This is a genomic window from Fodinicurvata sp. EGI_FJ10296, assembly GCF_040712075.1.
Classification (GTDB): Bacteria; Pseudomonadota; Alphaproteobacteria; order DSM-16000; family Inquilinaceae; genus JBFCVL01.
Window position 1 is genome coordinate 150,169 of sequence record NZ_JBFCVL010000005.1, and the last position, 23,872, is coordinate 174,040.

Consider the following 23,872-nt stretch of genomic DNA (forward strand, 5'->3'; position numbering starts at 1 on the left):
TCTTATAGCGCATGGGCCTTCCTGTATCGGGCCAAAAATCGCTCCCGCGCTGGAACAGGGCCGCCTCCGCCCTGCTGAGCCAGCATACGGGCAAGAAAGGTCCCGGTCAGCATCAGCCCCTGGTGGATTTCCTCCGGAGAGCCACCGAGGCCGGGGACCGCCAGAAATTGCGGCAAGGGCAGAAGCCGATCGGCATAGGCATGCCCGGCCTCGGCCGACACCGCGCGCCCCGTTCTGGGGCTGACATATTTCAGATCGGCCGTCACGCCGGTCGCCGCACAGCGGGACAGATCCAGGGGGTATCCGGCATGCTCCAGAAGTGCAAGTTCCCAACGCACATAGGCGATGTCCCAGGCCTCACCGCCCAGCAAGGCGATCAGGGATCTGAGGTCCTCGTAGATGTTCAGCGACGCGTCGCGTTCCGCCGTCAGCGATTCGACCAGAGCGCAGGCTGATGCCAGTGCGGAAAGCCGATTCCTGTCATCCATCAGGCTGACCGCTGCGGCGTCGGTGACCTCCAGCGTCCATGTGCCCAGATGATCGGCCAGCCGGGCCCGCCAGGCAGCCTGCACGATGGTTCCGGGCTGGCAGGCAGCCCGTGCCTGACGCCCGCGCACCAGTCCCGCATGGCGACCGTGAGCGCGGGTCATCAGGATCGCTCTCAAGCTGCTGTCGCCCAATGGATGGGCCGACAATATGATGCCCTCATCGACCCATTGCATGGCCTGGTGCCTCTTCGGTCTTTCGCTGCCGCTTGCTCCCGCTATCGCCCCGGGAACGTCCACGGGGCCCACTGGGGGCGCCGAATACGAGGATGCCGACAAGAAATACCGCGAGCACCAGCGCCAGCGCCACCAGCAGGCCCTGTTCGGGCCAAAGTGCCATGGCGGCACCGCTCGCCACCGGTCCCACGATCATGCCCACGGTGTAAGCCAGGATGAAAGCGGTGCTCGCCCCGGCCAGATCGCCGGCCGAATGGCGCTGCCCCAGCATTACCATGCCAACGGTATAGAGGCCGGCAATGGCGCCGCCGAACAGGATGACCGTCGGCCAAAGGAGGCCGGCGGTACCGAACCCCACCGGAATGATGGACAGACAGGCCAGGGCCATGATCACGATTCCCCCCAGCAGCCGTCGCCGTGAGAGCCGGTCGGCAAGCCATCCGATCGGCGCCTGAAGCGCGAAGTTGCCGAGGGCGAAAGCCGAGGCCAGCAGAACCGCACGTTCCGCCACCATGCCATGGGCGGTGGCGTGGATGGGGAACAATGAAAAGACGGACGCTTCGGCAAAACCGCACAGGATGCCGGTCGCAATCGGCAGTGGCGAAGCACTCAAAAAGCGAATGACCGAATGTGGGGACGACGTCGTTCGGCCGATCGACGGCGCGAGACGTCTCGCCGCAAGCACCGGCTGGAATGCAACGGCCAGCAGCGCCGCGCCGACCAGAAACGGCAAGGATCCGGCTGTCCCGGTAAGCCAGAGAATTGCCGGTCCGCCGGTCGTACCAGCCCCCCAGATCGTCGCGTAGATGGCCACAACCCTGCCTCTGCTGGCCTCGTCGGGCAGCGTATTGATCCAGGTCTCGCTGATGATCCAGTCGCAGGCGTTGCCAAGCCCCATCACGAATCGTAACAGGATGATCAGCGGCAACCCCGGTGCAAAGGGGAAAGCGATCAGGGCTCCGGCTGCCAGAACCGACCCGAGCGCCAGCGTGCGCACCGTGCCCATTCGGGCGACGATGGCTGGAACGAAGGGGCCGAACAGCAGTATGGCGGCACTGTAGGCGCCCGCCACGATGCCGATCGTCAGAGACGAATAGCCCCGCCCCTCAAGGTGCAGCGCAATCAGCGGCTGAGACATTCCGATGGTCAGGCCGACGCCGAACGCCGATGCCATAATTGCCGCGAGGCTTCTTCGGCGATCGCCTGCCCGCCTTTCATCGATAGCCAAAGACATCGCCGTACCGCTCAAGCCTTTCCAGCGTCCGCATCGAAATGAACCGGGGCGTCGACTGAATTCAGGCGTCAGGCATTGAAATCAAGGCCCCAGGTCTCGTAGCGCTCCGGGTCTTCGGGCCATTCCGACCGGACCTTGACGAACAACGAGACGTGAACGCGGTGCCCCAGAATCTCTTCCAATTCCAGCCGGGCCGCTTCGCCGACGGCTTTGATCATCGCACCGCCATGCCCAAGGACGATGGCTTTCTGGCTGTCGCGCCGAACATAGATGACCATGCCGATGCGTACACTGCCGTTATCGAACTGCTCCCAGCTTTCCGCCTCCACCGTCAGATCGTGGGGCAACTCCTGTCGCAGCCGGAGAAAGAGTTTCTCCCGCACAAGCTCGGCGGCGAGCTGGCGATCAGACATGTCGGACAGCTGGTCGTCCGGGTAGAGCCATGGTCCTTTTGGCGCCTCTTTGGTCAGAAATGCCGCGATGTCGGAAACCCGGTCGCCGTTCAGGGCGCTGACCATGAATGTCTGCTCGAAGTCTGCTTTCTGGTTCAGGCTGGCAGCCAGCGCCAGCAGCTTCTGCGGGCGAATGAGATCGACCTTGTTCAGCACGAGAATTCGCCGGATATCGGCTGTCGCAAGGCGCTCGATCAAGGCAATGGTCTCGGCACTCGGACGGGTCCTCGACACATCGACGACCGTAAGGGCAAAATCGGCGCCGGCCAGGCTGTCCCAGGCAGCGCTGGTCATGGCCCGTTCCAGCCGTCGTTGAGGCTTGAACAGCCCCGGCGTGTCGACGTAAACGATCTGGGTCACGCCTTCACCAGCGATCCCCATGACCCGGGTCCGGGTGGTTTGGGGCGTCGGCGACACGATCGAGACTTTCGTCCCGACAAGGGCATTGACCAGTGTCGATTTCCCGGCATTCGGGGCGCCGACGACGGCGACGACGGCACAATGCCGATCATCATCCTGTTTGAGTATGTTATCGGGGTCGTCGCTCATATCTGATCACCGTCACTCAGCTGCCGCATGATTGCGGCGGCCGCTTCTTTTTCCGCACTGCGTTTGGACTGCCCCTGCGCCACGACCGGGTCATAGCCCTGGACCGTTACCACGATCTCGAAGGTCGGGTCGTGATCCGGCCCGGTTCTGGAGACGATATCGTAGCGCGGAAGAGGCAGTCCCCGCGCCTGTGCCCATTCCTGAAGTGCCGTTTTCGCATCGATCGGTGGGGCCGCGCTGTCTTCCACGATCGGCAGAAACGCATTCCGGATGAATGCGCTCACTGCCTCCAGCCCGCCGTCGAGATAGATTGCCGCCATTACGGCCTCGCAGGCATCGGCAAGAATGGCCTGATTGTCGCGGCCGCCGGCACCCTCTTCCCCGAGAGACAGAATGATGAACGGACCAATATCGACAGCCGAGGCCACCCTTGCCAGCGCTTCCCGTCGGACGAGCGCCGTGTGACGTCGGGCCAGAGAACCCTCCGGTTCCTCGGGAAATTTTTCCAGTAGCCATTCGGCGATCACCAGCCCGACGACACGGTCGCCGAGGAACTCCAGACGCTCATACCCGAAACTCGCCGTCCCACGATCTTCGGGAGCGCTGCTGGGGTGGGTCAGTGCTTCACGAAGGAGCCGGCGATCGGCAAAGCGATAGCCCAGACGCGACTCCAGAACGTCGATGGACATGGTCGCCGGGCCTCCGGCCCGGCGCTCCCGATCCGGGCGTCCTGTCTTTCCGGGTTCAGTCACGGTTCGACTTCCTACTGGATCGCCGTGAACAATCGGTCGAAACGGATCGCGGTCGGCCAGCGCCAGATTTCCCAGAAGCGGGCGTCATCAAGACTGAACCACAGGAACTCCGCACGTCCGACCAGATTCTCCTCCGGGATGAAGCCAACTGCGTTGAGCACGCGGCTGTCCTGTGAGGAGTCCCGATTGTCGCCCATGGCAAAATAATGATCTTCAGGCACCTCGAACACCTGGGTATTATCCAGGAAATGATTCCGGGTACGCTCCAGCACGCTATAGGAGTGATCGCCGAGCTGCTCACTGTATTCCGTCACACTTTCGACCCGGCCGAAGCGGTCGCGCAGCTCGTATTGACCGACCTCGGTCCGCTCGATCAGTTCGTCGTTGATATACAGGCTGCCGTCGCGGACCTGCACCGTGTCTCCGGGAAGGCCGACAATTCTTTTGATGTAGTCAACCGACGGATCGGACGGCAATTTGAAGACGGCGACATCGCCACGCTCAGGGTCGCTGCCGAAAATCCGACCGTTGAACAGGGGGTAACCGAATGCAATGGTATGATAACTATATCCGTACGAAAATTTCGACACGAAAAGGTAATCTCCCTCCAGCAGTGTCGGGATCATCGATCCGGAAGGAATATTGAAGGGCTCATACGCCAATGTCCGCACCGCCAGGGCGATTAGGACGGCATAGACGACCGTCTTGATGACGTCGCCGATTCCGCCTTGTTTCTTGGATGACATAAATGATCTGCCTCAGAAGTCGGTAAACTGAATCGCCGGTACGACCCTGTCCTGTATCCACGCATGGCGATCCGAAATCAAGCACCGCACCTGCCGCCCCGACAATCGGCCGCCGCCGATCATTCGATCATCTGGTCATACGCCCCATAGCCGAACTTGCCAATGGGTCGGCCACCCGCTACCGGCCGTCGAATACAGCTTCAGTCGTCGGTTGAAATTATGGCAATTGCCTGGGCCCAAGGATGATCGTCGGTCAGTGTCAGGTGTATCCGTGCCGTCCTGCCTTCGGGCGTAAGCGCCTCCAGCCGGCTCCTGGCGCGGCCGGACAGCACCGCCGTCGGCTGTCCTCCGACAAGATTGACGACGCCGATGTCGCGCCAGCCGACACCCCTGGCAAGGCCGGTGCCAAGGGCCTTGGCACACGCCTCCTTTGCGGCGAACCGTTTGGCATAGCTGGCCGCCCGGTTATGGCGCCGATCGGATTTCTCGCGCTCGATTTCCGTGAATACACGAGCCGTGAACCGGTCGCCGAACCGCGCGAGTGTCCGCTCGACGCGGCGGATATCGATCATGTCGTTACCAATGCCGATGATCATTTGCGGTGCCTCCGAACCAGTTCCCGCGGATCGTGCTTTCCCTGCATGCCGATAACGTTATCCGCTGCGGGCGCGGTCGACCTGCGTAATGACGGGCGTTGCGCGAAGCGCTGCAATGATATGCGTCAGGTGTTTGACGTCGCTCACATCGACGTCGATCAGCATCTCGAAGAAATCAATCGAGCGGTGCGTGATCTTGAGATTGGTGATGTTGCCACCGTTCTTGCCGATGACGGTCGTCAGCGTACCGAGCGACCCGGGCTCGTTGGCGATGACGGCATGCAGGCGACCGACATGATCCTCGCCGTTGGAAGCGTCGGAATCCCAACTGACGTCGATCCATCGTTCCGGCGTTTCGTAGAAATTCTCCAGCGTTTCGCAGTCAATGGTGTGGATCGTGACGCCCTTGCCGGTGGTCACGATACCGACGATGCGATCGCCGGGAATCGGGTGGCAGCACCGCGCGTAGTGGACAGCCATGCCCGGAATCAGCCCGCGGATCGGCAGCGGCTGACCGTGTCCGCGCGGCTGGGTCTTGCGTGCCTTGCTGAGCGGTACGACGTTGGCGTCGTCGCCGGTCTGGCTCTTCTGGACAGCACTCTTGTGACCGGGAAAGATCTGCGCGAACACATCGCGAGCCGGCGTATTGCCCGCGCCGATCGAAGCATAGATGTCCTCGGTGGACATCGCCTTGAAGGCCTTGAGAGTCCCTTCGACGGCCTTTTCGGTAAAATCATACCCTTCGTTGCGGAAGACTTTCTGAAGCAGCGCCTTGCCGAGATTGGCGTATTGACTGCGTTGTTGCAGCCTGACGAAGCGCCGGATCCGCGCCCGTGCTTTCCCCGTCGCGACGAATCGCTCCCATTCCGGCGAAGGCGTTGACGTCCTGGATGTGATGATGTCGACCTGATCGCCGTTCTGCAATTGCTGGCGCAATGTGACCATCCGGCCATTGACGCGGGCGCCGATACAGGTATCCCCGATCTCGGAATGGACGGCATAGGCGAAGTCGACCGGCGTCGCATGTTGCGGCAGGGCGATGAGCATACCCTTGGGGGTGAAACAGAAAACCTGATCCTGGAACAGTTCGAGTTTGGTGTGCTCCAGAAATTCTTCCGGCTTCTGTGCCTGATCCAGGATGTCCAGAAGTTCCTGCAACCATCGATACCGCTGGGTCTCGACTTCTACCTCGGGCCCACCCTGCTTATAGGACCAATGCGCGGCGACGCCCAGTTCGGCGACCCGATGCATCAGTTCCGTCCGGATCTGTATTTCGATCCGGCGGCGCATCGGGCCTATTACGGCCGTATGAAGTGATTGATAGCCGTTGGGTTTGGGTGTCGATATGTAATCCTTGAACCGTCCGGGTATCGACGCATAGGTGGCGTGGATGATGCCGAGCGCCTGATAGCAGTCCGCAACGTCACTAACGACGATGCGAAATGCCATGATGTCCATAAGCTGTTCGAACGGGATCGACTTCCGCTGCATCTTGCGCCAGATCGAGTACGGCCGCTTTTCGCGGCCGGTCACCGATGCACTGATGCCGTTTTCTTCCAGAACAGCGCAGAGCTCTTCCAGAACGCCCGGTACCGATTCCCCGCCTTCCAGCCTCAGCTCCGACAGGCGCCTGACGATGGAGGCCCGTGCATCGGGGTTGAGATGAGAGAACGCCAGGTCTTCCAGCTCGTCCTTCATCTCGTTCATGCCGATACGTTCGGCCAGTGGGGCGTAAATCTCGATCGTTTCTCGCGCGATACGACGCCGCTTATCCTCGCTGGGAATGGCGTCGAGCGTGCGCATGTTGTGAAGCCGGTCGGCCAGCTTCACGAGAAGGACGCGGATGTCCTTGGACATCGCGAGTACCAGCTTGCGGAAATTCTCCGCCTGCTTGGCCTCGGCATCCTGAAGCTCCAGCTTGGAAAGTTTGGTGACGCCGTCGACCAGTTGGGCGATTTCGGCGCCGAACGCCTTGTGAATTTCTTCGTTGGTGGCAACCGTATCCTCGACCGTGTCGTGCAGCAGCGCCGTCACGATCGACCCGGTGTCCAGGCGCATATTCGCAAGAATGCCGGCGACTTCCAACGGGTGCAGGAAATACGGATCGCCCGATGCCCTGCGCTGCGATCCGTGAGCCTTCATCGAGAATACATAGGCGCGATTGATCAGGTCCTCGTCGGCCTCGGGATCATAGGCCTTGACCTTTTCAACCAGCTCATACTGCCTGATCATTCATCAACCCCGACGCCCGCCCCGATCCTCAATGGTCCGACTCCCATCGCAACAAAGCACGGCGATCGCAATCGCTTGCCGCCGCGCTATCCGCCCTGCGGTGTATCCCCGGTTCCGGAGAAACCGTCATCGCTGCCGACTAGGGACGCGCGCCGACGAACCGCCCGTCCATCTGATCGATCTAAATCAGCGGCGGGATGGATCAAGACTTGTCGTCGTCGAGGTCGGCAAACGGGTCGTCGGGCGAGACATCCGGCGCATTGGCTTCGTCGTCCACTACCAGCGACGCCGGATCGGGGAGGTCGTCATCCTGCAGTGACGCTTGACCGGCCTCAGCACCGGCGTCCGCGTTTGCGTCGGCCTTCGTATCACCAGACTGGTCCTCACCGAGGCTGTCGATGACTTCCATGTCGTCGGCGAGAGTATCCGCGCTGGCCTGTGCATAAAGTTCTTCTTCACCAGCCATCAATTCGATGACCTCGTCGTCGGGCTCTTCCTCCTGAGCGACGCGCTGGCGATCCCGAACGAGGGCGTCCTTCAGATGGCCGATCGTGATCGTTCCCTCGGCGATCTCGCGCAGCGCGACAACCGGGTTCTTGTCGTTATCGCGGTCGAGTGTCAGCGAGGCGCCGGCCCCGATGTCACGGGCCCTCTGAGCTGCCAGCATGACCAATTCGAAGCGATTCGGGATCTTAACAATACAATCTTCAACGGTAACGCGCGCCATAATCCATAACTCCAGGAACATCGTGCCGGATTTCCCTCCGGTGCGAACGCCGAACTATAGACATGGCGACGCTGCGGTGCAAGAAGACCATTCGCGGCAGCCGTTCTGCCGTGGCCGACCGGATTGCCGGGCCGGCCGTCTGGCTTAATCGGGCGTCAAGGCGGAAAACCGATGTTGGAGTTGAAACCGGCATTCAGAAGTAGACACATTGACAGAATTTTCCGGCCTGCGTCATGGCGTATCAGGTTTCGATTTTTGCAAATCGGACTTTCGATACTACATAAGGTGGGTGAACAGTGACGCGCCGGCCGGCGACGGCGCGCAGCCGATGGTAACGTCAACCTTTCATATTTTTGACATCAAGGGCTTGAGATGATTTTTTACAAGGAAGAGCGACTGGCTCTCTTTATTGACGGCGCAAACTTGTACGCGGCGGCTCGGTCTCTGGGTTTCGACATCGATTACAAGAGGCTTCTTGATCTTTTTGCTAAAAAAGGTCGACTCATCCGTGCATTTTATTATACGACGATGATCGAAGATCAAGAATACTCTCCGATGCGCCCGTTGATCGACTGGCTCGACTATAATGGCTATTGTATGGTCACAAAGCCTTTGCGCGAATATACAGACAATCAAGGACGTAGGAAGCAAAAAGGAAGCATCGACATCGACCTCGCTATCGATGCTCTGGAGATGGCCGACAAGGTCGATCATATACTTCTGTTTTCCGGCGACGGCGATTTCAGACGTCTTGTCGAAGCCATTCAGCGAAAGGGCGTCCGCGTCACGATCATCAGCACGATCAAGGCTCAGCCGCCGATGGTCGCGGACGAACTGCGCCGGCAGGCTGACAACTTCATCGAACTCCTGGACCTGGCGCCGCACGTCCAACGCTCGTCCCAGACCCGCTATTCCGTCGATCACGGCAATGTCGATCGGACCGATGCGCGACCCGATCAGGGGCCCGATCAAGGGGTGGAAGAGCCGGCCGATGACGATCCCGACCTGGCCATCGTCCGCTCTGGCAGCGATTGACCGATCGACGAGGTGCGCCAATGCCGCAAGCCGTGACGCCGGGGTTGCCGCCGCCGAATTGCCCACTGTGCCCTCGCCTGGCGGCGTTCCGTGACACCAACCGGGATCGCTATCCGCAATTCCACAACGGTCCGGTTCCGCCGTTCGGCCCGCCGACGGCGCGTCTGCTCGTCGTCGGACTCGCGCCCGGGCTGAAAGGCGCTAATCAGACCGGTCGCCCTTTCACCGGCGATTATGCGGGCGATCTGCTTTATTCCACCCTGGCGGCATTCGGTTTCAGCCGGGGCGACTACGGGGCGTCGCCGGATGACGGCCTGGCGCTGAATGACTGTCGAATTATCAATGCGGTTCGTTGCGTTCCGCCGGAGAACAAGCCGACGGGCGCCGAGGTGGCAACCTGCCGGCGGTTCCTTGCGGCAGAAATCGCGGCCATGCCCGATCTGACGGCGATCGTGGCCCTCGGCCAGGTGGCGCATCGCGCGGTTATCGCGACATTCGGCCTGCGGCAGGCAGCATACCCGTTCGGCCATGGCGCCCGTCACGACCTTGAGACAAGGCATATCCGCCTTACCGACAGCTACCATTGCTCGCGCTACAATACCAATACCGGCCGGCTGACGACGTCGATGTTTCACGACGTGTTCGCTGCCGTTCGGCGTGATCTGTCCGGAGTTCCCCCGGTCATCGATGCCCGTTGAACCTATCGGCCACACGATCCCCTGCCGAGATCAGTGGACAACAAATCCAGTGGAAGGTGCGATCCGAATGACAGCCAAACCGATCCATATCATCGGCGGCGGACTGGCCGGCAGTGAGGCTGCCTGGCAGATCGCCGGCGCCGGTGTTCCCGTCATCCTCCACGAGATGCGGCCGGAACGGATGACCGAGGCCCATCAGACGGAGGGGCTGGCCGAGCTCGTCTGCTCGAATTCGTTCCGGTCCGACGACGCGGAGCAGAATGCCGTTGGTCTGCTGCACGAGGAAATGCGCCGGGCCGGCAGTCTGATCATGCGCGCCGGCGATGCCAATCAGGTTCCGGCCGGTGGCGCTCTGGCCGTCGACAGGCACGGATTTTCCGCCGCCGTGACCGAGGCGATCCAGTCGCATCCGCTTATCACGGTCGATCGGGGCGAGGTCGCAGGCTTGCCCCCGGAGAGCTGGCAGTCGGTCATCATTGCAACCGGCCCTCTTACCTCGACGTCACTCGCCGAGGCTATATTCGAACTGACCGGCGAGGATTCGCTGGCATTCTTCGATGCGATCGCGCCGATCGTCTACAAGGAGTCGATCGATTTCTCCAAGGCATGGTTCCAATCGCGCTACGATAAGGTGGGGCCGGGCGGGTCCGGCAAGGATTACATCAATTGCCCGCTCGACCGGGAGACATACGAGCGGTTCATCAGTGAACTGCTGGCTGCGCCCAAAACGGAATTCAAGGATTGGGAAGTCGACACCCCCTATTTCGAAGGCTGTCTGCCGATCGAAGTCATGGCCGAACGGGGACCGGAAACCCTGCGATACGGGCCGCTAAAGCCGGTCGGGTTGACGAATCCGAATTCCGAAGAGAAACCCTATGCCGTCGTCCAGCTTCGCCAAGACAATGCCTTGGGCACGCTTTACAACATGGTCGGCTTTCAGACGAAACTGAAATACGGCGAGCAAAGCCGCGTCCTGAAGATGATACCGGGCCTGGAGAACGCGGAATTCGCGCGGCTCGGCGGTATTCATCGGAACACCTTTCTCAACAGCCCGCGACTGCTCGACCCGACCCTGCGTCTGAAGGCGGCGCCTCGTCTGCGGTTCGCCGGGCAGATCACCGGCGTCGAGGGATATGTCGAGTCAGCAGCCATCGGCCTGCTTGCCGGTCGGTTGGCGGCCAGCGAATGCCTGGGCACCACTTCGGCACCTCCGCCCCGGACGACCGCAATGGGCGCCCTCCTGCGGCATATTACGCTTGATGCCGACCAACGCGGGTTCCAGCCGATGAACGTCAATTTCGGACTGTTTCCCGAGGTCGAACCACCGCCGGGGGTGCGAAAGCTGCGCGGCGGCGATCGCAAACGCGCCTACACCAGCAGGGCACTGGCCGACTTCGACGCATGGCTGCAAGGGGCTCCGGCCGGTGAACTTGCGCCCACCGCCGGTCAGTAACGGTCCCTTCAGTAGCGATTCAGCCAGCTCCGGACCGCCATGGGAACGATGCGTAACGGCGGCGGATGCGCGAGCCGCGGATCGAATGGATTCCAGCGTGCCTGTTGAAGCCGTTTCAGATGCGCATCCACCAGACAGCATCCGGCCAGCAGCCGGATGCTGTCTTTGCCAATGTCCCGGCGTAATCTCCTCGCGCGGTTCAGATGATCGGCGGCCCTGTCGGCGATTTCATGCACCACCTCGGCAAGCCCTGCAGAGGCGCGTCCTTCGATGACGTCGCCGCGATCCACCCCTTTGGCCGCCAGCAAGTCCGCCGGCATGCGGCATTGCCGACGACGGGCAAGATGCGGCACGGCCCGGATCGTACCGGCGAGACCCCACGCGGTCCCCATATGCCGCACGGCCTCCATCTCGGCTTCTGGCGGCTGACGGGGATGCTCCGGGCTGTGTTTCAGGATCGACAACGCGATCGCAAACGGCGTCGCCGCCGTGCCCTCGGCATAAGCTTCCAGACCGGATAGCGTCGCCGGCTGCGGGTCCTGGGCCAGATCGTGATCTTCGCGGACGGTGAGAATCTGCTCGAACGGTTCGCGATGCAGGCCGAATCGCCGGATTGTCTCGCCAAGCGGTGTGGCGACCTCGTGCATCCTGACGGGAGCGTCTTGCTCAACGGCTTCAGCGATCGCGTCCCACCACCATTGGAACCGCATCTGGCCAGCAATGGGTTCGGATACCGCGTCGGCGATCTTGGCGACTTCGTGGTTGAACGCGTAGACGGTCAGAATCGCCTCGCGCCGATCATGCGGCACGACAAGGGTGGCCATGAACCGATCGCGATCATGGGATCTGACGATGCGTCCGCTGGCCGACAGCCGCGCGTCATGCCCAACCGCATTTGCTTCAGCTGCCATCTCATTGTCGATCATACGTCGTGTCACGGGCAAATATCGCTCATTGTTGGTGATTTCCCACCTGTAGGCGGTGGCCGATTCCGGCCCCAAAGCCGATTGGCTGTGAAAACTGATGGCAGTCCCTTCACATTCAGTGAGGCAATCGTTATCTCTCCACGAGAGCGCATGGCTCAACCACTAAAAGTCGAGGGATAATCAATGGCTTTCCAACTGCCCGATCTGCCCTACTCCTACGATGCCCTGGCTCCGTACATGTCACGGGAAACGCTCGAATTTCACCATGACAAGCACCACGCCAAGTACATCTCCACGATGAACGACATGATCAAGGGCACGCCCCTTGAGAATGCCGATCTCGACACCGTCATGAAGGAGAGCTTCAACGATCCGTCCAAACGGGGATTGTTCAATCAGGCTGGCCAAACCTGGAACCACAACCATTTCTGGCAGATGATGAAACCCAGCGGCGGAGGTTCGATCCCCGGCGAACTGGAGAAGAAAATTGCCGCCGACTTCGGCAGCGTCGATGCGTTCAAGGACGAGTTCAAGAAGGCCGGCGCCACGTTGTTCGGAAGCGGCTGGGCCTGGCTTGCGCTCGATGGCGGCAAGCTTACCGTCATGCAGACGCCGAACGGCGAGAACCCGAACGCACACGGGAAGACGGCGCTTCTCGGCGTCGATGTGTGGGAACATGCGTTCTACATTGACTACCGGAACGACAAGCCGAAATATCTTGAGGCGTTCCTCAACAACCTGGTCAACTGGGACTATGTTGCCGAGTTGTACTCGAAGGCCTCGTAGCGACAACCGTGCGGCCCTGAAAGCCGTAATGTCTGCCTCAGCCGGGGCCGTCTCGATCCAATCGGGACGGCCCTTTGTATTTGTCGACAGCAACGCAAAATGCGTCGCGGACAATTTCAGCGACTCTACCGGTCACCATCGAACGTCAGATAGCAATCAGGGCAGCGCCAACACTGCGACCTTCGGCGAGAAGCACGTTGTAGGTTCGACAGGCAGCGCCGGTCTCCATCACATCGACCGATATGCCTCTGTCGATAACCGCGTCCCTCACAGTCCGGGGAACCAACGTCATCTTGCCGCCGCTGCCGAGCAGTAATATCTCCAAATGCTCCGGCGACTGGGACACGGCATCCACAATGTTCTGCGCGGTCAGATCCTCGACAGCGCCCACGGACCACGAGGCCACGCCGGTGGGGAACACGAGCATCGAACCGTGATAGACCTCGCCGGAAATCCGGAACTGATTGGGACCGTAGCCATTGATAACCCAGCGATTGCCGGGGATCATCGGTGTGACATCCATCAGCCGCCTCCAATCGTCCCTGCTCGCCGTCCGCTGTCACACAAGAGGCACTGGAAAAACGGCGGATGTTCTGTTCCGGACATCTAGGACGCTGTGCCGGTCACCCGGGCCGCCGTATCCTTATCCGATTCTTCCCCGGATCTCGAAGTACGCGTGAGACCCATATACAGAAGAAGCGGAACAGCCAGCAGAATGGAACTGTAGGTACCGATCAGAATGCCCCAGATCAGCGCAAAAGCAAAATTCTGGATCACGGCACCACCAAAAACATAGATGGCTGCAAGTGCCAACAACGTCGTCACACTGGTCAAGATCGTCCGTGACAGAACGTCGTTAATTGATCGGTTAAGAACCTCGACCAGGGACGCCTTCTTGTACCGGCGGAGATTCTCGCGGACGCGGTCGAAAACGACGACCGTGTCATTGATCGAGTATCCGGCGATCGTCAGCAATGCCGCAATCGTCGAAAGGTTGAACTCGAACTGAATCAACGCGAAGAGCCCGATTGTCGTAATGACATCATGGGCCAATGCAATGACGGCACACAGCCCGAACTGCCATTCGAACCGAAGCCAGATATAGATCAATATGCCGGCCAACGACAGCAATACAGCCATGGTGCCGGCTTCGACCAGTTCGTCGCCCACCGTCGGCCCGACAAACTCGGTACGCCGGTATTCGACGTTGTCGCCCAGTGCATCCTGAACAACGCCAATGGCCTCGATCTGCTCTTCCTCGGTGCCGGATTGCCGCTGTATCCGGATCAAAACGTCCCGATCCGTTCCGAAAAGCTGAAGCGACGTCTCTCCCAGGCCGAGACCTTCAAGAGAGTTACGCATCTGTTCCAGGTCCGCCGGTTCCTCTGTGCGGACTTCCAGCAACGTGCCACCGCGGAAATCGATTCCGAAATTCAATCCCTGTATGGCAGTCGTTACAATCGCCAGCAGAACCAGAACGGCAGAGAACGCAAATGCGATACGCCTCAATCCGATGAAGTTGACCGACAGACTGTCCGGTACGATGCGAAGTGGTTTCATGACCGGGACTTTCCTCAGATCGGAATCGATTTCGGACGCTGGCGACGAAGCCATGTCACGACGAACAGGCGGGTAACCATAATGGCAGTGAACATCGAACACAGGATGCCAAAGGACAATGTAACCGCAAATCCGCGGATCGGCCCCGTCCCCAGCGCGAATAGCAGCGCCGCGGCGATCAGGGTCGTGACATTGGAGTCGATGATGGTCGTCAAGGCGCGGCTGTAACCGGCGTCGACGGCTGAGATCGGCGTTCTTCCTGCCGCCTGTTCTTCGCGTATGCGCTCGAAGATCAGGACATTGGCATCGACTGCCATGCCGACGGTGAGGACGATTCCGGCGATCCCCGGCAGCGTCAACGTCGCCTGCAGGGCCGACAATACCGCGATGAGAAGCGCCAGATTGATAATCAGCGCAGCCGAAGCCATCAGACCCAACAGACCATAAGTCACGGACATGAAGACGATGACCAGGAGAAATCCGATTGCCGAAGCGATCTGACCGGCCGCGATGCTGTCTTCTCCCAGGCCGGGCCCAACCGTCCGTTCCTCAAGCACCGTGAGCGGTGCCGGAAGTGCGCCGGCCCGCAAAAGAATCGCCAGGTCGTTCGCGCTATCGACGCTGAACTGTCCGGTGATAATTCCACGGCCACCAAGAATGGGCGAATTGATCCGCGGCGCGGAAACGACCTTGTCGTCGAGTACGATCGCGAGGAAGCGGCCGACATTCTCCTGCGTCACCTCGCCAAAACGTCGCGCTCCGACACTGTCGAAACTGAAAGAGACGACCGGTTGTCCGTCCTGAAACGTCGGCTGCGCGTCGACCAGAGTCTCACCGCTCACCATCACCCGGCGGCGAACGACATAGTCCTGAACCGGCTCGCCGTCAGGCCCCGTCTCGTCACTGGGAACAAGCATCGATCCGGCGGGAAGATTGCCTTCCCTAGCCTGCTGCACTGACGTGCCCTCATCAAGCATATGAAAAGTCAGTCGAGCCGTTTGGCCCAGCAGATCCTTGATCCGTTCCGGATCTTCGATACCCGGCAACTGGACGATGATGCGATCTTCGCCCTGCCGCTGGATGTTGGGTTCCACGGTTCCGAATTCATTTACCCGCCGCCGAACGATCTCGATCGCCTGATCGACGGCGCCAGCCCGCAATTCCTGCAGTCCCAGGTCACTGAATCCCGCCGTGACCGAGGTGCCGTCGGCGCTGACCTCAAGGCTCTGATCGTATTCCGTGACCATGCTGCGGACAGCGCTCACGTCGTCGGCATCGCGAAGCTCCAAGGTCAGGCTGTCGCCGTCGAGTCCCAGACCGGTATATCCGATATCGTCGGCGCGGAGCTGCGTGCGAAGCTGTTCGACCGCGGCTTCGAGCCGTTCGCCGATCAGCACCTGGTATTCAACCTCCAGAAGCAGATGCGAGCCGCCCTGAAGGTCGAGGCCGAGCACGATCTGACGGCCGGGAACCCAGGCTGGCAGCGATTCGGACCATTCCTGCACGGTGTTCCGGTCGAATGCGTTCGGCGCGGCATAGAGCCCGCCCAACAGGCACACCAGAAGCACAAGGATGATCTTCCATCGCGGATAGTGAATCATGTGCGCTCTCTACGGCTACGATCTGCCGTTTACGATTCCCGTCGGCAATGACGGCTCGCAGTCAGCAATCAGGTCGAGCCGGCTAACACGTCGCGCGGCAAAAGCCAAACTCAACGTACATTCCGGCTTACGGTTTGCCCGGCTTACGGTCAGCGTATGGCTATCGCCCGAGGAAACGGCCGAATCCCTTTTTCGCGTCCGCAGCTGGGGGTTCGGCCGCTGTGTCGCCATCCGCGGCATCGCTCTCGCCGTCCTGATCATCCCCGCCCTTGCCCCTGGCGGGCTTCGTTTTTGCCAGCACGTCCGCGACCATGTGCTGCATCGCCTTGACCCTGACGCCGTCGGCGATTTCCAGCGTCAGCATGTTGTCCGAACCGACCTTGACGACCTGGCCGACGATGCCGCCATTGGTCACGATGCGATCGCCGCGCCGTATGCCGTCCAGCATCTCGCGATGCTGCTTCTGCCGTTTCTGCTGAGGGCGGATCAGCAGGAAGTAGAAGACGACGAAAATGAGAATCAGGGGCAACAGATTGATCAGAAGGTTGCCGCCACCGGCCCCGCCCGATTGAGCGTACGCCTGCGAAATGAACATATAGAGCTCCTATTGAAACCGGGTTCCGCCGCGGAAATCGCGACTATAACGATCCGTCGTGCTGTTGCAATCGAAAGCGCTCCTCCGATGGACGCTACGGTCGTCGATCCCGGCGCTCGCCGTTGTTGACGTGGGCGACGCCAACGTGCCTCACGCTTGCCGGATCGGCGGCCGAAATCGCCGTGTCCGTCTTTGGTTTGCGCTGACGCGCCGGACGGTTTAATACCGAACGGCTTTGTCGGAAACCCCGAATGCAAAGACTGGCATCCGCACCGAACAGCCGGCGTTCGATGTCGACACCCGGGACCAATGCAACGAGGAGAATCAACCCCGTGACGGATCTGAGCGACCTTCCGGCAGCGCTGGAAAGAATCGAACAAGCCCTATCGCGTATTGCCGATGGTGTCGACCGCAATTCCCCACCGGCGCCGTCCGCGCCGTTCGACCCGCGTGCCGCCGATGCCTTCGTCTGGGTCTCGGATGCTGCCCGGTTACAGCCCGTTGTGACGGTGAATAAGACGGATATCGACCTGCTGGCGGGCATCGACCAACAAAAGAGCATCCTGCTGGAGAACACCGCAAGATTCGCCCGCGGGCTTCCGGCCAACAACGCCTTGCTCTGGGGGTCGCGCGGCATGGGGAAAAGTTCGCTGGTCAAGGCCGTCCATGCCCGGATCAACGAAGAGACGCCGGGTGCGATGGCGTTGGTCGAGGTCCATCGCGAGGACCTTCCGACGCTGCCAAAGCTGATGGCCGAACTCAGATCGGTCGACCGCCCTTGCCTCCTCTTTTGCGACGATCTCAGCTTCGACCAATCCGACCAAAGCTATAAATCGCTGAAGGCGGTCCTCGAAGGGGGCATCGAAGGACGACCGAGCAACGTTCTTCTCTATGCAACTTCGAACAGACGTCACCTGATGCCACGCGACATGATCGAGAACGAGCAGTCATCCGCCATCATGCCGGAAGAAGCCGTCGAGGAAAAAGTATCGCTCAGCGACCGCTTCGGGCTCTGGCTGGGCTTTCACGCCTGCCGCCAGGACCTCTTTTTCGAGATGGTTGAGAACTATGCCCGGTCATATGATCTCCCCATCGAGCGCGAGGAACTGCATGCCCGTGCCCGCGAGTGGCAAGTGACGCGCGGCAGCCGATCCGGTCGCGTTGCCTGGCAGTTCATCCAGGATCTTGCAGGATCACTTGGCCGTCGGCTGGACCGGCGTTAGGCAACCGGACTCGCGATGTCGGCTCAGCCACGGGGCGTCAGATGGTCCATCGGATCGACCGGCGTCGATTGCCGCCGTATCTCGAAATGCAGTTGCGGCGAACTGACAGCCCCGGTCGAGCCGACCTCACCCAGCGTATCGCCCACGGAAACGGACTGGCCGCGCTGGACCGAAATCGTATCGGCATGGCCATAAGCCGTAACCCAGCCGTCCGCATGACGGACAATGATCAGATTGCCATATCCCCGCAACTCGCTTCCGGCATAGGCGACAACGCCATTATCTGCCGCCCTGATCGGGGTGCCGCGGGGTGCGTCGATATTAATGCCATCGTTATGCTGCCCGTCGTCTTTCGGGCCGAACGTCGAAATCACCGAACCATCGATCGGCCATGAAAAACGATCGCCGCTGCGCGCTGCCGGCGCGGACACAGCCGGCAGATTCGCCTGCTCTTCATTGACGGCAGCACTTTCCTGCGTCGGCTGGTCCTGTGGTTCCGGGCGCGGTGCCTCTGCCTCCTGTCCTTCATCGGACGACTCATCAGCAACCGGCTGTGCGGTGATATCCGCCTCCGCCGGCACGGATCCGTCGGTGCCTGATGGGGGCGAAACGGACCGGGCAGAGTCGGGCGGCACTGCCGAGCCATCTGTTTGATCGTCGTTGTCGGCTTGGGCCTCGCGGGTTTGGGACGTACCGGACGGCGACTCCGACAGGGGCTCTGCCGTCACCGTGCGGTCATTGCTGGAACGCGCTGGTGTCAGCGCCCGGGGCCGGCCATCGGCGGCACGTCCGGCATCCTGATCCTGCCGTGGCTCGCTCCAGGCGGTCGTTGCGCCGCCGTCTTGTCCAGCGTCGCCGCGCTCGGCCACAGTCGTCTGGCCGACAGAAGTCTGGCGCCCCTGGCCCGGACCCTCGGGGATTCGCAGCGACTGACCGACGAAAATCGTATAGGGCGTGTCCAACCGATTGGCCTGAGCGACGGCATCGACGTCGACATCGTAGTTCTGAGCAATCCGATAGAGGGTATCGCCGTTGCTGACGTGGTGAAACTGCGCCTGCGGCAGCGATAACTGTTGGCCGGGATAGACGGTGTACGGCTCTCGCAGGTCGTTCTCCGCAATGATGGCGCGCACGGGAATCCCGGTGCGTTCGGCCACGATCGAGACATTCTCACCCGGCTGAACCACAGCGTATCTGGGTGACTGTTCTTCTGCGGTAACATCCCCGGATTGCCCCGGCAACGGCGGTGGCAAGGTGCAGCCGGCAGCAAGCGCCGATACCAGTAGAGAGACGGCCATGGATCCACGCCTTGTGAAAAGGCGCTTCCTGAAGTCGCTTGGTACCTGTCCAATCGTTCCCTGGAGGGCCGCCTGAGAGGGTCCCGGACCGCTTTGCTGCGTCATGATGATGCCTTCATCCGTTGAGCGCCGTCCTGAGTATCGGGCAGCAGAGGTACGAAGCGAACTGGCCACAAATCCTCCCGCTCGAGCCCATCATCCATGCGCCGGTAACGAACGACCCGTTGCTTGCGCTTCTCGTCGCCCATTGGAATCACCAGCAGTCCACCGACGGCAAGCTGGTCGGTCAGGGCCTTGGGCGGCTCATCGCCGCCATGAGCTGCCGTAACCAGTATTCGCTCGAATGGTGCCTGTTCCGGCCACCCCTTCGTCCCGTCGCCCGCCAATGCCGTCACATTGCGCACACGCAAGGTTTCCAGCCTCTCTACGGCGATGTCCAGCAATTCTTTGTGTCGCTCGATCGTATAGAGGCGCCGGCACAATTTGGCGAGAACCGCAGCCTGGTACCCGGACCCGGTTCCGATTTCGAGGACCTTGTGCCGGTCCGTGACTTCCAACGCCTGCGTCATGCGCGCGACCACCATCGGCTGACTGATCGTTTGGCCCATACCGATTGGCAGAGCCATATCTTCGTAAGCCTGATCGTGAAATGTGGCGGGAATGAACACTTCCCGAGGCACGCGCTCAATCGCGCCCAACACCTGCGTGTCCGTAATCCCGGATCGCCGCAGCGTCATCAGCAGGCGGATCTTGCGTGCTTCCATGATCAGCCAAGTGCCCCTTTCAGGGTTGCCAGCGTCGCATGGTGGGTGAGATCCAGGTGCAGGGGCGTCACCGTGATTTGGCCGCGCGACAGCGCCTTGATGTCGGTATCGTCTGGTGCCTCTTGGTCGCTGCGACTGGAGCCGATCCAGAAATAGGATCGGCCGCGCGGGTCGGTCCGCTCGTCCAGAACATCACCAATTTTGCGCACGCCGTGCGGAACGACGGCGACGCCCGCGACCTCGTCCGCGAGAACAGCCGGAAAGTTGACGTTCATCAGCACGCCCTGCGGCCATCCCGCATCAAGCAGCCGAGCCGCGATCTGCGGGCCCCATTTTTCGGCTACGGACCAATCGGCATCGCTTCCCTGTGGCAGAGACTGGCTGAACGCGATCGCCGGTATACCGAGCAGCGTCGCTTCCATGGCGGCAGCGATGGTGCCGGAATAGGTTACGTCTTCGGCAATGTTGCGACCGTGATTGACGCCCGACAGCACCAGATCTGGCGGCTGGTCGGCCATGATGTGATTGACGGCAAGCAGAACGCAATCCGTGGGGGTACCGTCAACCGTATAGCGTTTTTCATCAACCCGCCCGAGACGCACCGGACGATGGATTGTCAGGGAATGGCTGGCGGCGGACTGCTCGGCAGACGGCGCGCATACCCAGACATCGTCGGACAGGGACCGCGCAATTCGTTCAAGAACCGAAAAGCCGTGTGCATGAATTCCATCGTCATTTGACAGGAGTATGCGAGGATTCTTTTTCAATTCGATTCAGCCTCGTTGTTTATGCCGGTCTCAGGACATCCATGCCGCGCATATAGGGTCGCAGCGGCTCAGGCACGACGATAGAGCCATCGGGTTGCTGAAATGTTTCCATGACCGCAATAAGGGCGCGGCCGACGGCAACGCCTGAGCCATTTAAAGTATGAACGAACTGCGTCGCCTTCTCGCCCGCTTTTCGCATCCGCGCATTCATCCGCCGTGCCTGAAAATCTCCGGTTGTCGATACCGACGAAATCTCCCGATACCGTGCCTGACCGGGCAGCCACACTTCAATGTCGAAAGTCCGCCGGGCGCTGAATCCGATATCGCCCGAACACAGGTTGACAACACGATACGCAAGCCCGAGCCGCTGCAGGACCGTTTCGGCGCAGGTCAGCATGCGCTGCTGTTCGGCGTCGGAGTTCTCCGGCGTCGTAATGCAGACCATTTCAACCTTGTTGAACTGATGCATGCGGATCATGCCGCGCGTATCGCGCCCTGCCGCGCCGGCCTCGGAGCGAAAGCAGGGCGTCAGCGCCGTCAGCCGCATGGGCAGATCGTCGGCAGAAAGTATCCGGTCCGCGACCATATTCGTCAGGGGTACTTCTGATGTCGGGATCAGCCACCGATCGTCCGTCGTCCTGAACAGATCCTCACCGAATTTTGGAAGCTGCCCGGTCCCGAACAGGGCCTCGGACCCGACGAGAAACGGCGGCTGCACCTCTTCGAAGCCATGCTCGGCAATGTGTATGTCGAGCATGAACTGCCCGAGCGCCCGTTCCAGCCGCGCCAGCCCGCCGCGCAACAACACGAAACGCGAACCGGCCATATCTGTCGCCGACTTGAAATCGAGCATCCCGAGCCCTTCGCCCAGGGCGACGTGATCCCTGGCGTCGGAAATTTCCCTCGGCTCGCCAACGCGCCGGCATTCGACGTTGTCGCCTTCATCCGCACCGTCGGGAACATCGTCGGCCATGACATTGGGCAGCCGGGCCAGCCATTGTGACAATTCGTCACTCAACTCGCGCTCGCGTTCCTCCAGACCTGCCATCCGCTCCTTGATGCTCGCCACTTCGCGCATCAGGGCATCGGCATCGCCGCCGGCCTTCTTCGCGGCTCCGATCTCCTTCGAAACGGTGTTTCGATGTTGCTGAAGGGATTGCAGTTCCGTCTGCAGTGAACGCTTCTTCTCATCGAGAGCCAGCAGCTCTGCTGAGACCGCGGCTTCGCCGCGCCGGGCCATTGCCCGATCGAAAGCCTCGGGGTTGTCGCGTATCCAGCGAAGGTCGTGCATTTGGGCTCCGATTGGCATGGGCCGTCGTCGAATTCGTCCGGGCGTTATAAACGGGGTCCGAGAGAAAAATCCAGAAAAGGCCACAGTAACATCACGATTGCGCAAGGCACGGAAGCAGCGGGCGACCATTCGATCGCCCGCCGCAGTCCGAACCGTGCCCAGCATAAGCGAGGATCAGATCTCGCTGTCCTGCTCGCTTTCGGCTTCACGTTTCGCCCGCTTCTTTTCACCCATGCGCGCAAGAATGATTGATATCTCGTAGAGGATAATGATGGGTATCCCGAGCCCGATCTGGCTGATGATATCGGGCGGCGTCAGAATGGCAGCGACCACGAACACGATGACGATGGCGTATTTTCGTTTTGCAGCCAACGTATCGGACGAGACAATACCGGCGCGAGCCAGCAGGGTGAGCGCAACCGGCAGCTGGAAGGCTATGCCGAACGCGAAAATCAACTTCATTATGAGGCTCAGATACTCCGCAACGCGGGCTTCCAACTGAATAGGCAGCATGCCGTCGCCGCCTGGTGCCTCAAACCCCAGAAAAAACCGCCACGCCAGGGGAATGACCAGATAGTAAACCATCGCAGCGCCGGTGAAGAACAATATCGGCGTTGCAACAAGAAATGGCAAAAACGCATGCCGTTCGTTTTTGTATAAACCCGGAGCAATAAAAAGATAAAACTGCGAAGCAACGACGGGAAACGAGAAGAACGCCGCCGCAAAAAATGCTACTTTAATATAAGTGAAGAAAACTTCAGTCAGCCCGGTATAGATCATCCTCCGATTTTCGCCCTCCAATGCCGACGCCAAAGGCCGGACAAGAAACGCGTAAATATCGTCAGAGAAATAATAGCAGACAAGGAAAGCCGCGAAGAGTGCAGCCGTCGCATACATCAAACGATTGCGCAGCTCGATGAGGTGCTCGATAAGCGGCATCGGCTTATCGTCAATCGTGTTTTCTGTCTTTTCAGCCACGTCAGCGGATCCGTTCGAATCAGGCCTTGTCAGTCGTTACGGATTGATCCGGTTCGACCGACGGTTTTTGCGGGGATGGTCGCGGCGACGTCGCAGGCTGCGACGACGTGCTTGCCGACCGATCAGAAAGACCGGGCGAACGCGACGTTGCGTCGGTCAAGACCTGCGCGGTCGTCGTATGTGTGATGCCGTTGCCGGTCGGCTTCTGCGGTGCGCTGACGCCGCCAGCGAATGCCCCAGTGGACGTGCCGGTGGACGCTGAGCTATTCGTGACAGCAGCCGATCGCGCCCGCGAATCCGGTATCCTGGCGGAACCGGTCGTGTCAGTGCCCGTGTCGGCACTCTCGTCGGCGCGCCAGGATCGGCCCGACCCGGACACTTTTTTCGACCCATTGAATGCCTGAGTGAGTGATCCGTCGGGATCGATCTGCTTTTCAAGCTCACGTTTGATATTGACCGATCGTGCCTTGTCGATGCCCCGCTTCACGTCTTCGAGTTCCGTCTCGCGCACAATGTCGTCCACATGTTTGTGGAACTCGGAACTCATTCGTCTCGCGGCGCCGACCCACTTCCCGAGTTGCCGAAGAGCCTTGGGCAGATCTTTCGGGCCGATGACAATGAGAGCGACGATCATAACGATCATCAACTCCGGCCAACCGATATCGAACATGTCTTCCGTCTTTCCGAACGCCAGTCACCGCGCCCTTCGCCGCCTCGCCCTGCCTCAATCCAGTCCATTGGATTGCGCAGGTACGTTCCGGCACATTAATGTATGAGGCAAACTGGCTTGCCGCGCGCCAGGCTCCTGCCAGGATCACCAAAATCCATCCGGTCGGAATGCAAAGCCCCAAGGCAGGGTCCCGGCCTTCGACCGATACGCCAGGAGC

General features: G+C 60.6%; 23 protein-coding genes and 1 pseudogene. 5 read left to right on the plus strand and 19 right to left on the minus strand.

Features of this window, described 5'->3' with window-relative positions; genetic code table 11:
• Positions 1-2: 2 nt before the first annotated feature.
• The 8 genes and pseudogenes from recO to rpoZ form a co-directional block, all read right to left on the minus strand.
• A complete protein-coding gene (recO, locus tag ABZ728_RS12065; RefSeq protein WP_366656393.1) occupies positions 3-722 on the minus strand; it encodes a DNA repair protein RecO in 720 nt (239 codons plus the stop codon).
• A complete protein-coding gene (locus ABZ728_RS12070; RefSeq protein WP_366656394.1) occupies positions 706-1,896 on the minus strand; it encodes an MFS transporter in 1,191 nt (396 codons plus the stop codon). Before ABZ728_RS12070 ends, recO begins: the two co-directional genes overlap by 17 nt.
• 128 nt (positions 1,897-2,024) lie before the next feature.
• Positions 2,025-2,957, minus strand: coding sequence for a GTPase Era (gene era / locus ABZ728_RS12075; RefSeq protein WP_366656395.1), 933 nt, complete (start codon positions 2,955-2,957; stop codon positions 2,025-2,027).
• Positions 2,954-3,709: a ribonuclease III gene (gene rnc, locus ABZ728_RS12080; protein ID WP_366656396.1), complete on the minus strand. Its 756-nt coding sequence runs from the start codon at positions 3,707-3,709 to the stop codon at positions 2,954-2,956. The genes era and rnc overlap by 4 nt, the downstream gene beginning before the upstream one ends.
• Before the next feature lie 11 nt (positions 3,710-3,720).
• Positions 3,721-4,455, minus strand: coding sequence for a signal peptidase I (lepB, locus tag ABZ728_RS12085; RefSeq protein ID WP_366656397.1), 735 nt, complete (start codon positions 4,453-4,455; stop codon positions 3,721-3,723).
• Between the two features lie 200 nt (positions 4,456-4,655).
• Entirely contained in the window at positions 4,656-5,051 is a 396-nt protein-coding gene (gene acpS, locus ABZ728_RS12090; protein WP_366656398.1) for a holo-ACP synthase, read from the minus strand.
• Positions 5,052-5,108: 57 nt separating this feature from the next.
• Positions 5,109-7,283 (minus strand): bifunctional (p)ppGpp synthetase/guanosine-3',5'-bis(diphosphate) 3'-pyrophosphohydrolase, encoded by a 2,175-nt coding sequence (locus ABZ728_RS12095; protein WP_366656399.1) that lies wholly within the window; start codon positions 7,281-7,283, stop codon positions 5,109-5,111.
• 394 nt (positions 7,284-7,677) lie between these two features.
• Positions 7,678-8,010, minus strand: a pseudogene (gene rpoZ, locus ABZ728_RS12100) (DNA-directed RNA polymerase subunit omega); the annotation flags it as partial.
• A gap of 372 nt (positions 8,011-8,382) precedes the next feature.
• On the opposite strand from rpoZ, the gene ABZ728_RS12105 reads away from it, so the two are divergent.
• The 3 genes from ABZ728_RS12105 to trmFO all read left to right on the plus strand — a co-directional run bounded on the left by ABZ728_RS12105 (position 8,383) and on the right by trmFO (position 11,196).
• Positions 8,383-9,045, plus strand: a complete 663-nt coding sequence (locus ABZ728_RS12105) for an NYN domain-containing protein (RefSeq protein ID WP_366656400.1) — start codon at positions 8,383-8,385, stop codon at positions 9,043-9,045.
• A gap of 20 nt (positions 9,046-9,065) precedes the next feature.
• Positions 9,066-9,743: a uracil-DNA glycosylase gene (locus tag ABZ728_RS12110; protein WP_366656402.1), complete on the plus strand. Its 678-nt coding sequence runs from the start codon at positions 9,066-9,068 to the stop codon at positions 9,741-9,743.
• Positions 9,744-9,810: 67 nt separating this feature from the next.
• On the plus strand, positions 9,811-11,196 hold the full coding sequence (gene trmFO / locus ABZ728_RS12115; RefSeq protein WP_366656403.1) for a methylenetetrahydrofolate--tRNA-(uracil(54)-C(5))-methyltransferase (FADH(2)-oxidizing) TrmFO: 1,386 nt from the start codon (positions 9,811-9,813) through the stop codon (positions 11,194-11,196).
• Positions 11,197-11,204: 8 nt separating this feature from the next.
• On the opposite strand, the gene ABZ728_RS12120 is transcribed toward trmFO, so the two are convergent.
• The gene (locus ABZ728_RS12120) at positions 11,205-12,107 is read right to left on the minus strand and encodes a phytoene/squalene synthase family protein (RefSeq protein ID WP_366656404.1); all 903 of its coding nucleotides are present in this window, start codon (positions 12,105-12,107) and stop codon (positions 11,205-11,207) included.
• Between the two features lie 198 nt (positions 12,108-12,305).
• Between ABZ728_RS12120 and ABZ728_RS12125 the strand changes: the two genes are divergently transcribed.
• A complete protein-coding gene (locus tag ABZ728_RS12125) occupies positions 12,306-12,908 on the plus strand; it encodes a superoxide dismutase (RefSeq protein WP_366656405.1) in 603 nt (200 codons plus the stop codon).
• Positions 12,909-13,053: 145 nt separating this feature from the next.
• Here the strand turns inward: ABZ728_RS12125 and ABZ728_RS12130 are convergent, their stop codons facing one another.
• From ABZ728_RS12130 to yajC, 4 genes are all read right to left on the minus strand, one after another.
• Positions 13,054-13,431, minus strand: a complete 378-nt coding sequence (locus ABZ728_RS12130) for an Mth938-like domain-containing protein (RefSeq protein ID WP_366656407.1) — start codon at positions 13,429-13,431, stop codon at positions 13,054-13,056.
• An 83-nt stretch (positions 13,432-13,514) separates the two neighbouring features.
• Positions 13,515-14,468, minus strand: a complete 954-nt coding sequence (secF, locus tag ABZ728_RS12135; protein ID WP_366656408.1) for a protein translocase subunit SecF — start codon at positions 14,466-14,468, stop codon at positions 13,515-13,517.
• 14 nt (positions 14,469-14,482) lie between these two features.
• On the minus strand, positions 14,483-16,069 hold the full coding sequence (gene secD, locus ABZ728_RS12140) for a protein translocase subunit SecD (protein WP_366656409.1): 1,587 nt from the start codon (positions 16,067-16,069) through the stop codon (positions 14,483-14,485).
• 160 nt (positions 16,070-16,229) lie between these two features.
• Positions 16,230-16,664 carry a preprotein translocase subunit YajC gene (yajC, locus tag ABZ728_RS12145; RefSeq protein WP_366656411.1) on the minus strand — a complete coding sequence of 145 codons (435 nt, stop codon included), beginning with the start codon at positions 16,662-16,664 and terminating at the stop codon, positions 16,230-16,232.
• Positions 16,665-17,005: 341 nt separating this feature from the next.
• Between yajC and ABZ728_RS12150 the strand changes: the two genes are divergently transcribed.
• Positions 17,006-17,887: an ATP-binding protein gene (locus ABZ728_RS12150; RefSeq protein ID WP_366656762.1), complete on the plus strand. Its 882-nt coding sequence runs from the start codon at positions 17,006-17,008 to the stop codon at positions 17,885-17,887.
• Positions 17,888-17,910: 23 nt separating this feature from the next.
• Here ABZ728_RS12150 and ABZ728_RS12155 read toward each other — a convergent pair whose 3' ends face one another.
• The 6 genes from ABZ728_RS12155 to tatB form a co-directional block, all read right to left on the minus strand.
• Entirely contained in the window at positions 17,911-19,185 is a 1,275-nt protein-coding gene (locus ABZ728_RS12155; RefSeq protein ID WP_366656412.1) for a LysM peptidoglycan-binding domain-containing M23 family metallopeptidase, read from the minus strand.
• 101 nt (positions 19,186-19,286) lie between these two features.
• Positions 19,287-19,955, minus strand: a complete 669-nt coding sequence (locus ABZ728_RS12160; RefSeq protein WP_366656763.1) for a protein-L-isoaspartate(D-aspartate) O-methyltransferase — start codon at positions 19,953-19,955, stop codon at positions 19,287-19,289.
• Positions 19,952-20,716: a 5'/3'-nucleotidase SurE gene (gene surE / locus ABZ728_RS12165; protein ID WP_366656413.1), complete on the minus strand. Its 765-nt coding sequence runs from the start codon at positions 20,714-20,716 to the stop codon at positions 19,952-19,954. The genes ABZ728_RS12160 and surE overlap by 4 nt, the downstream gene beginning before the upstream one ends.
• Positions 20,717-20,735: 19 nt before the next feature.
• The gene (serS, locus tag ABZ728_RS12170) at positions 20,736-22,007 is read right to left on the minus strand and encodes a serine--tRNA ligase (protein ID WP_366656414.1); all 1,272 of its coding nucleotides are present in this window, start codon (positions 22,005-22,007) and stop codon (positions 20,736-20,738) included.
• Between the two features lie 174 nt (positions 22,008-22,181).
• On the minus strand, positions 22,182-22,985 hold the full coding sequence (gene tatC, locus ABZ728_RS12175; RefSeq protein ID WP_366656415.1) for a twin-arginine translocase subunit TatC: 804 nt from the start codon (positions 22,983-22,985) through the stop codon (positions 22,182-22,184).
• 19 nt (positions 22,986-23,004) lie between these two features.
• Positions 23,005-23,655 (minus strand): Sec-independent protein translocase protein TatB, encoded by a 651-nt coding sequence (gene tatB / locus ABZ728_RS12180; RefSeq protein WP_366656416.1) that lies wholly within the window; start codon positions 23,653-23,655, stop codon positions 23,005-23,007.
• Positions 23,656-23,872 lie beyond the last annotated feature (217 nt).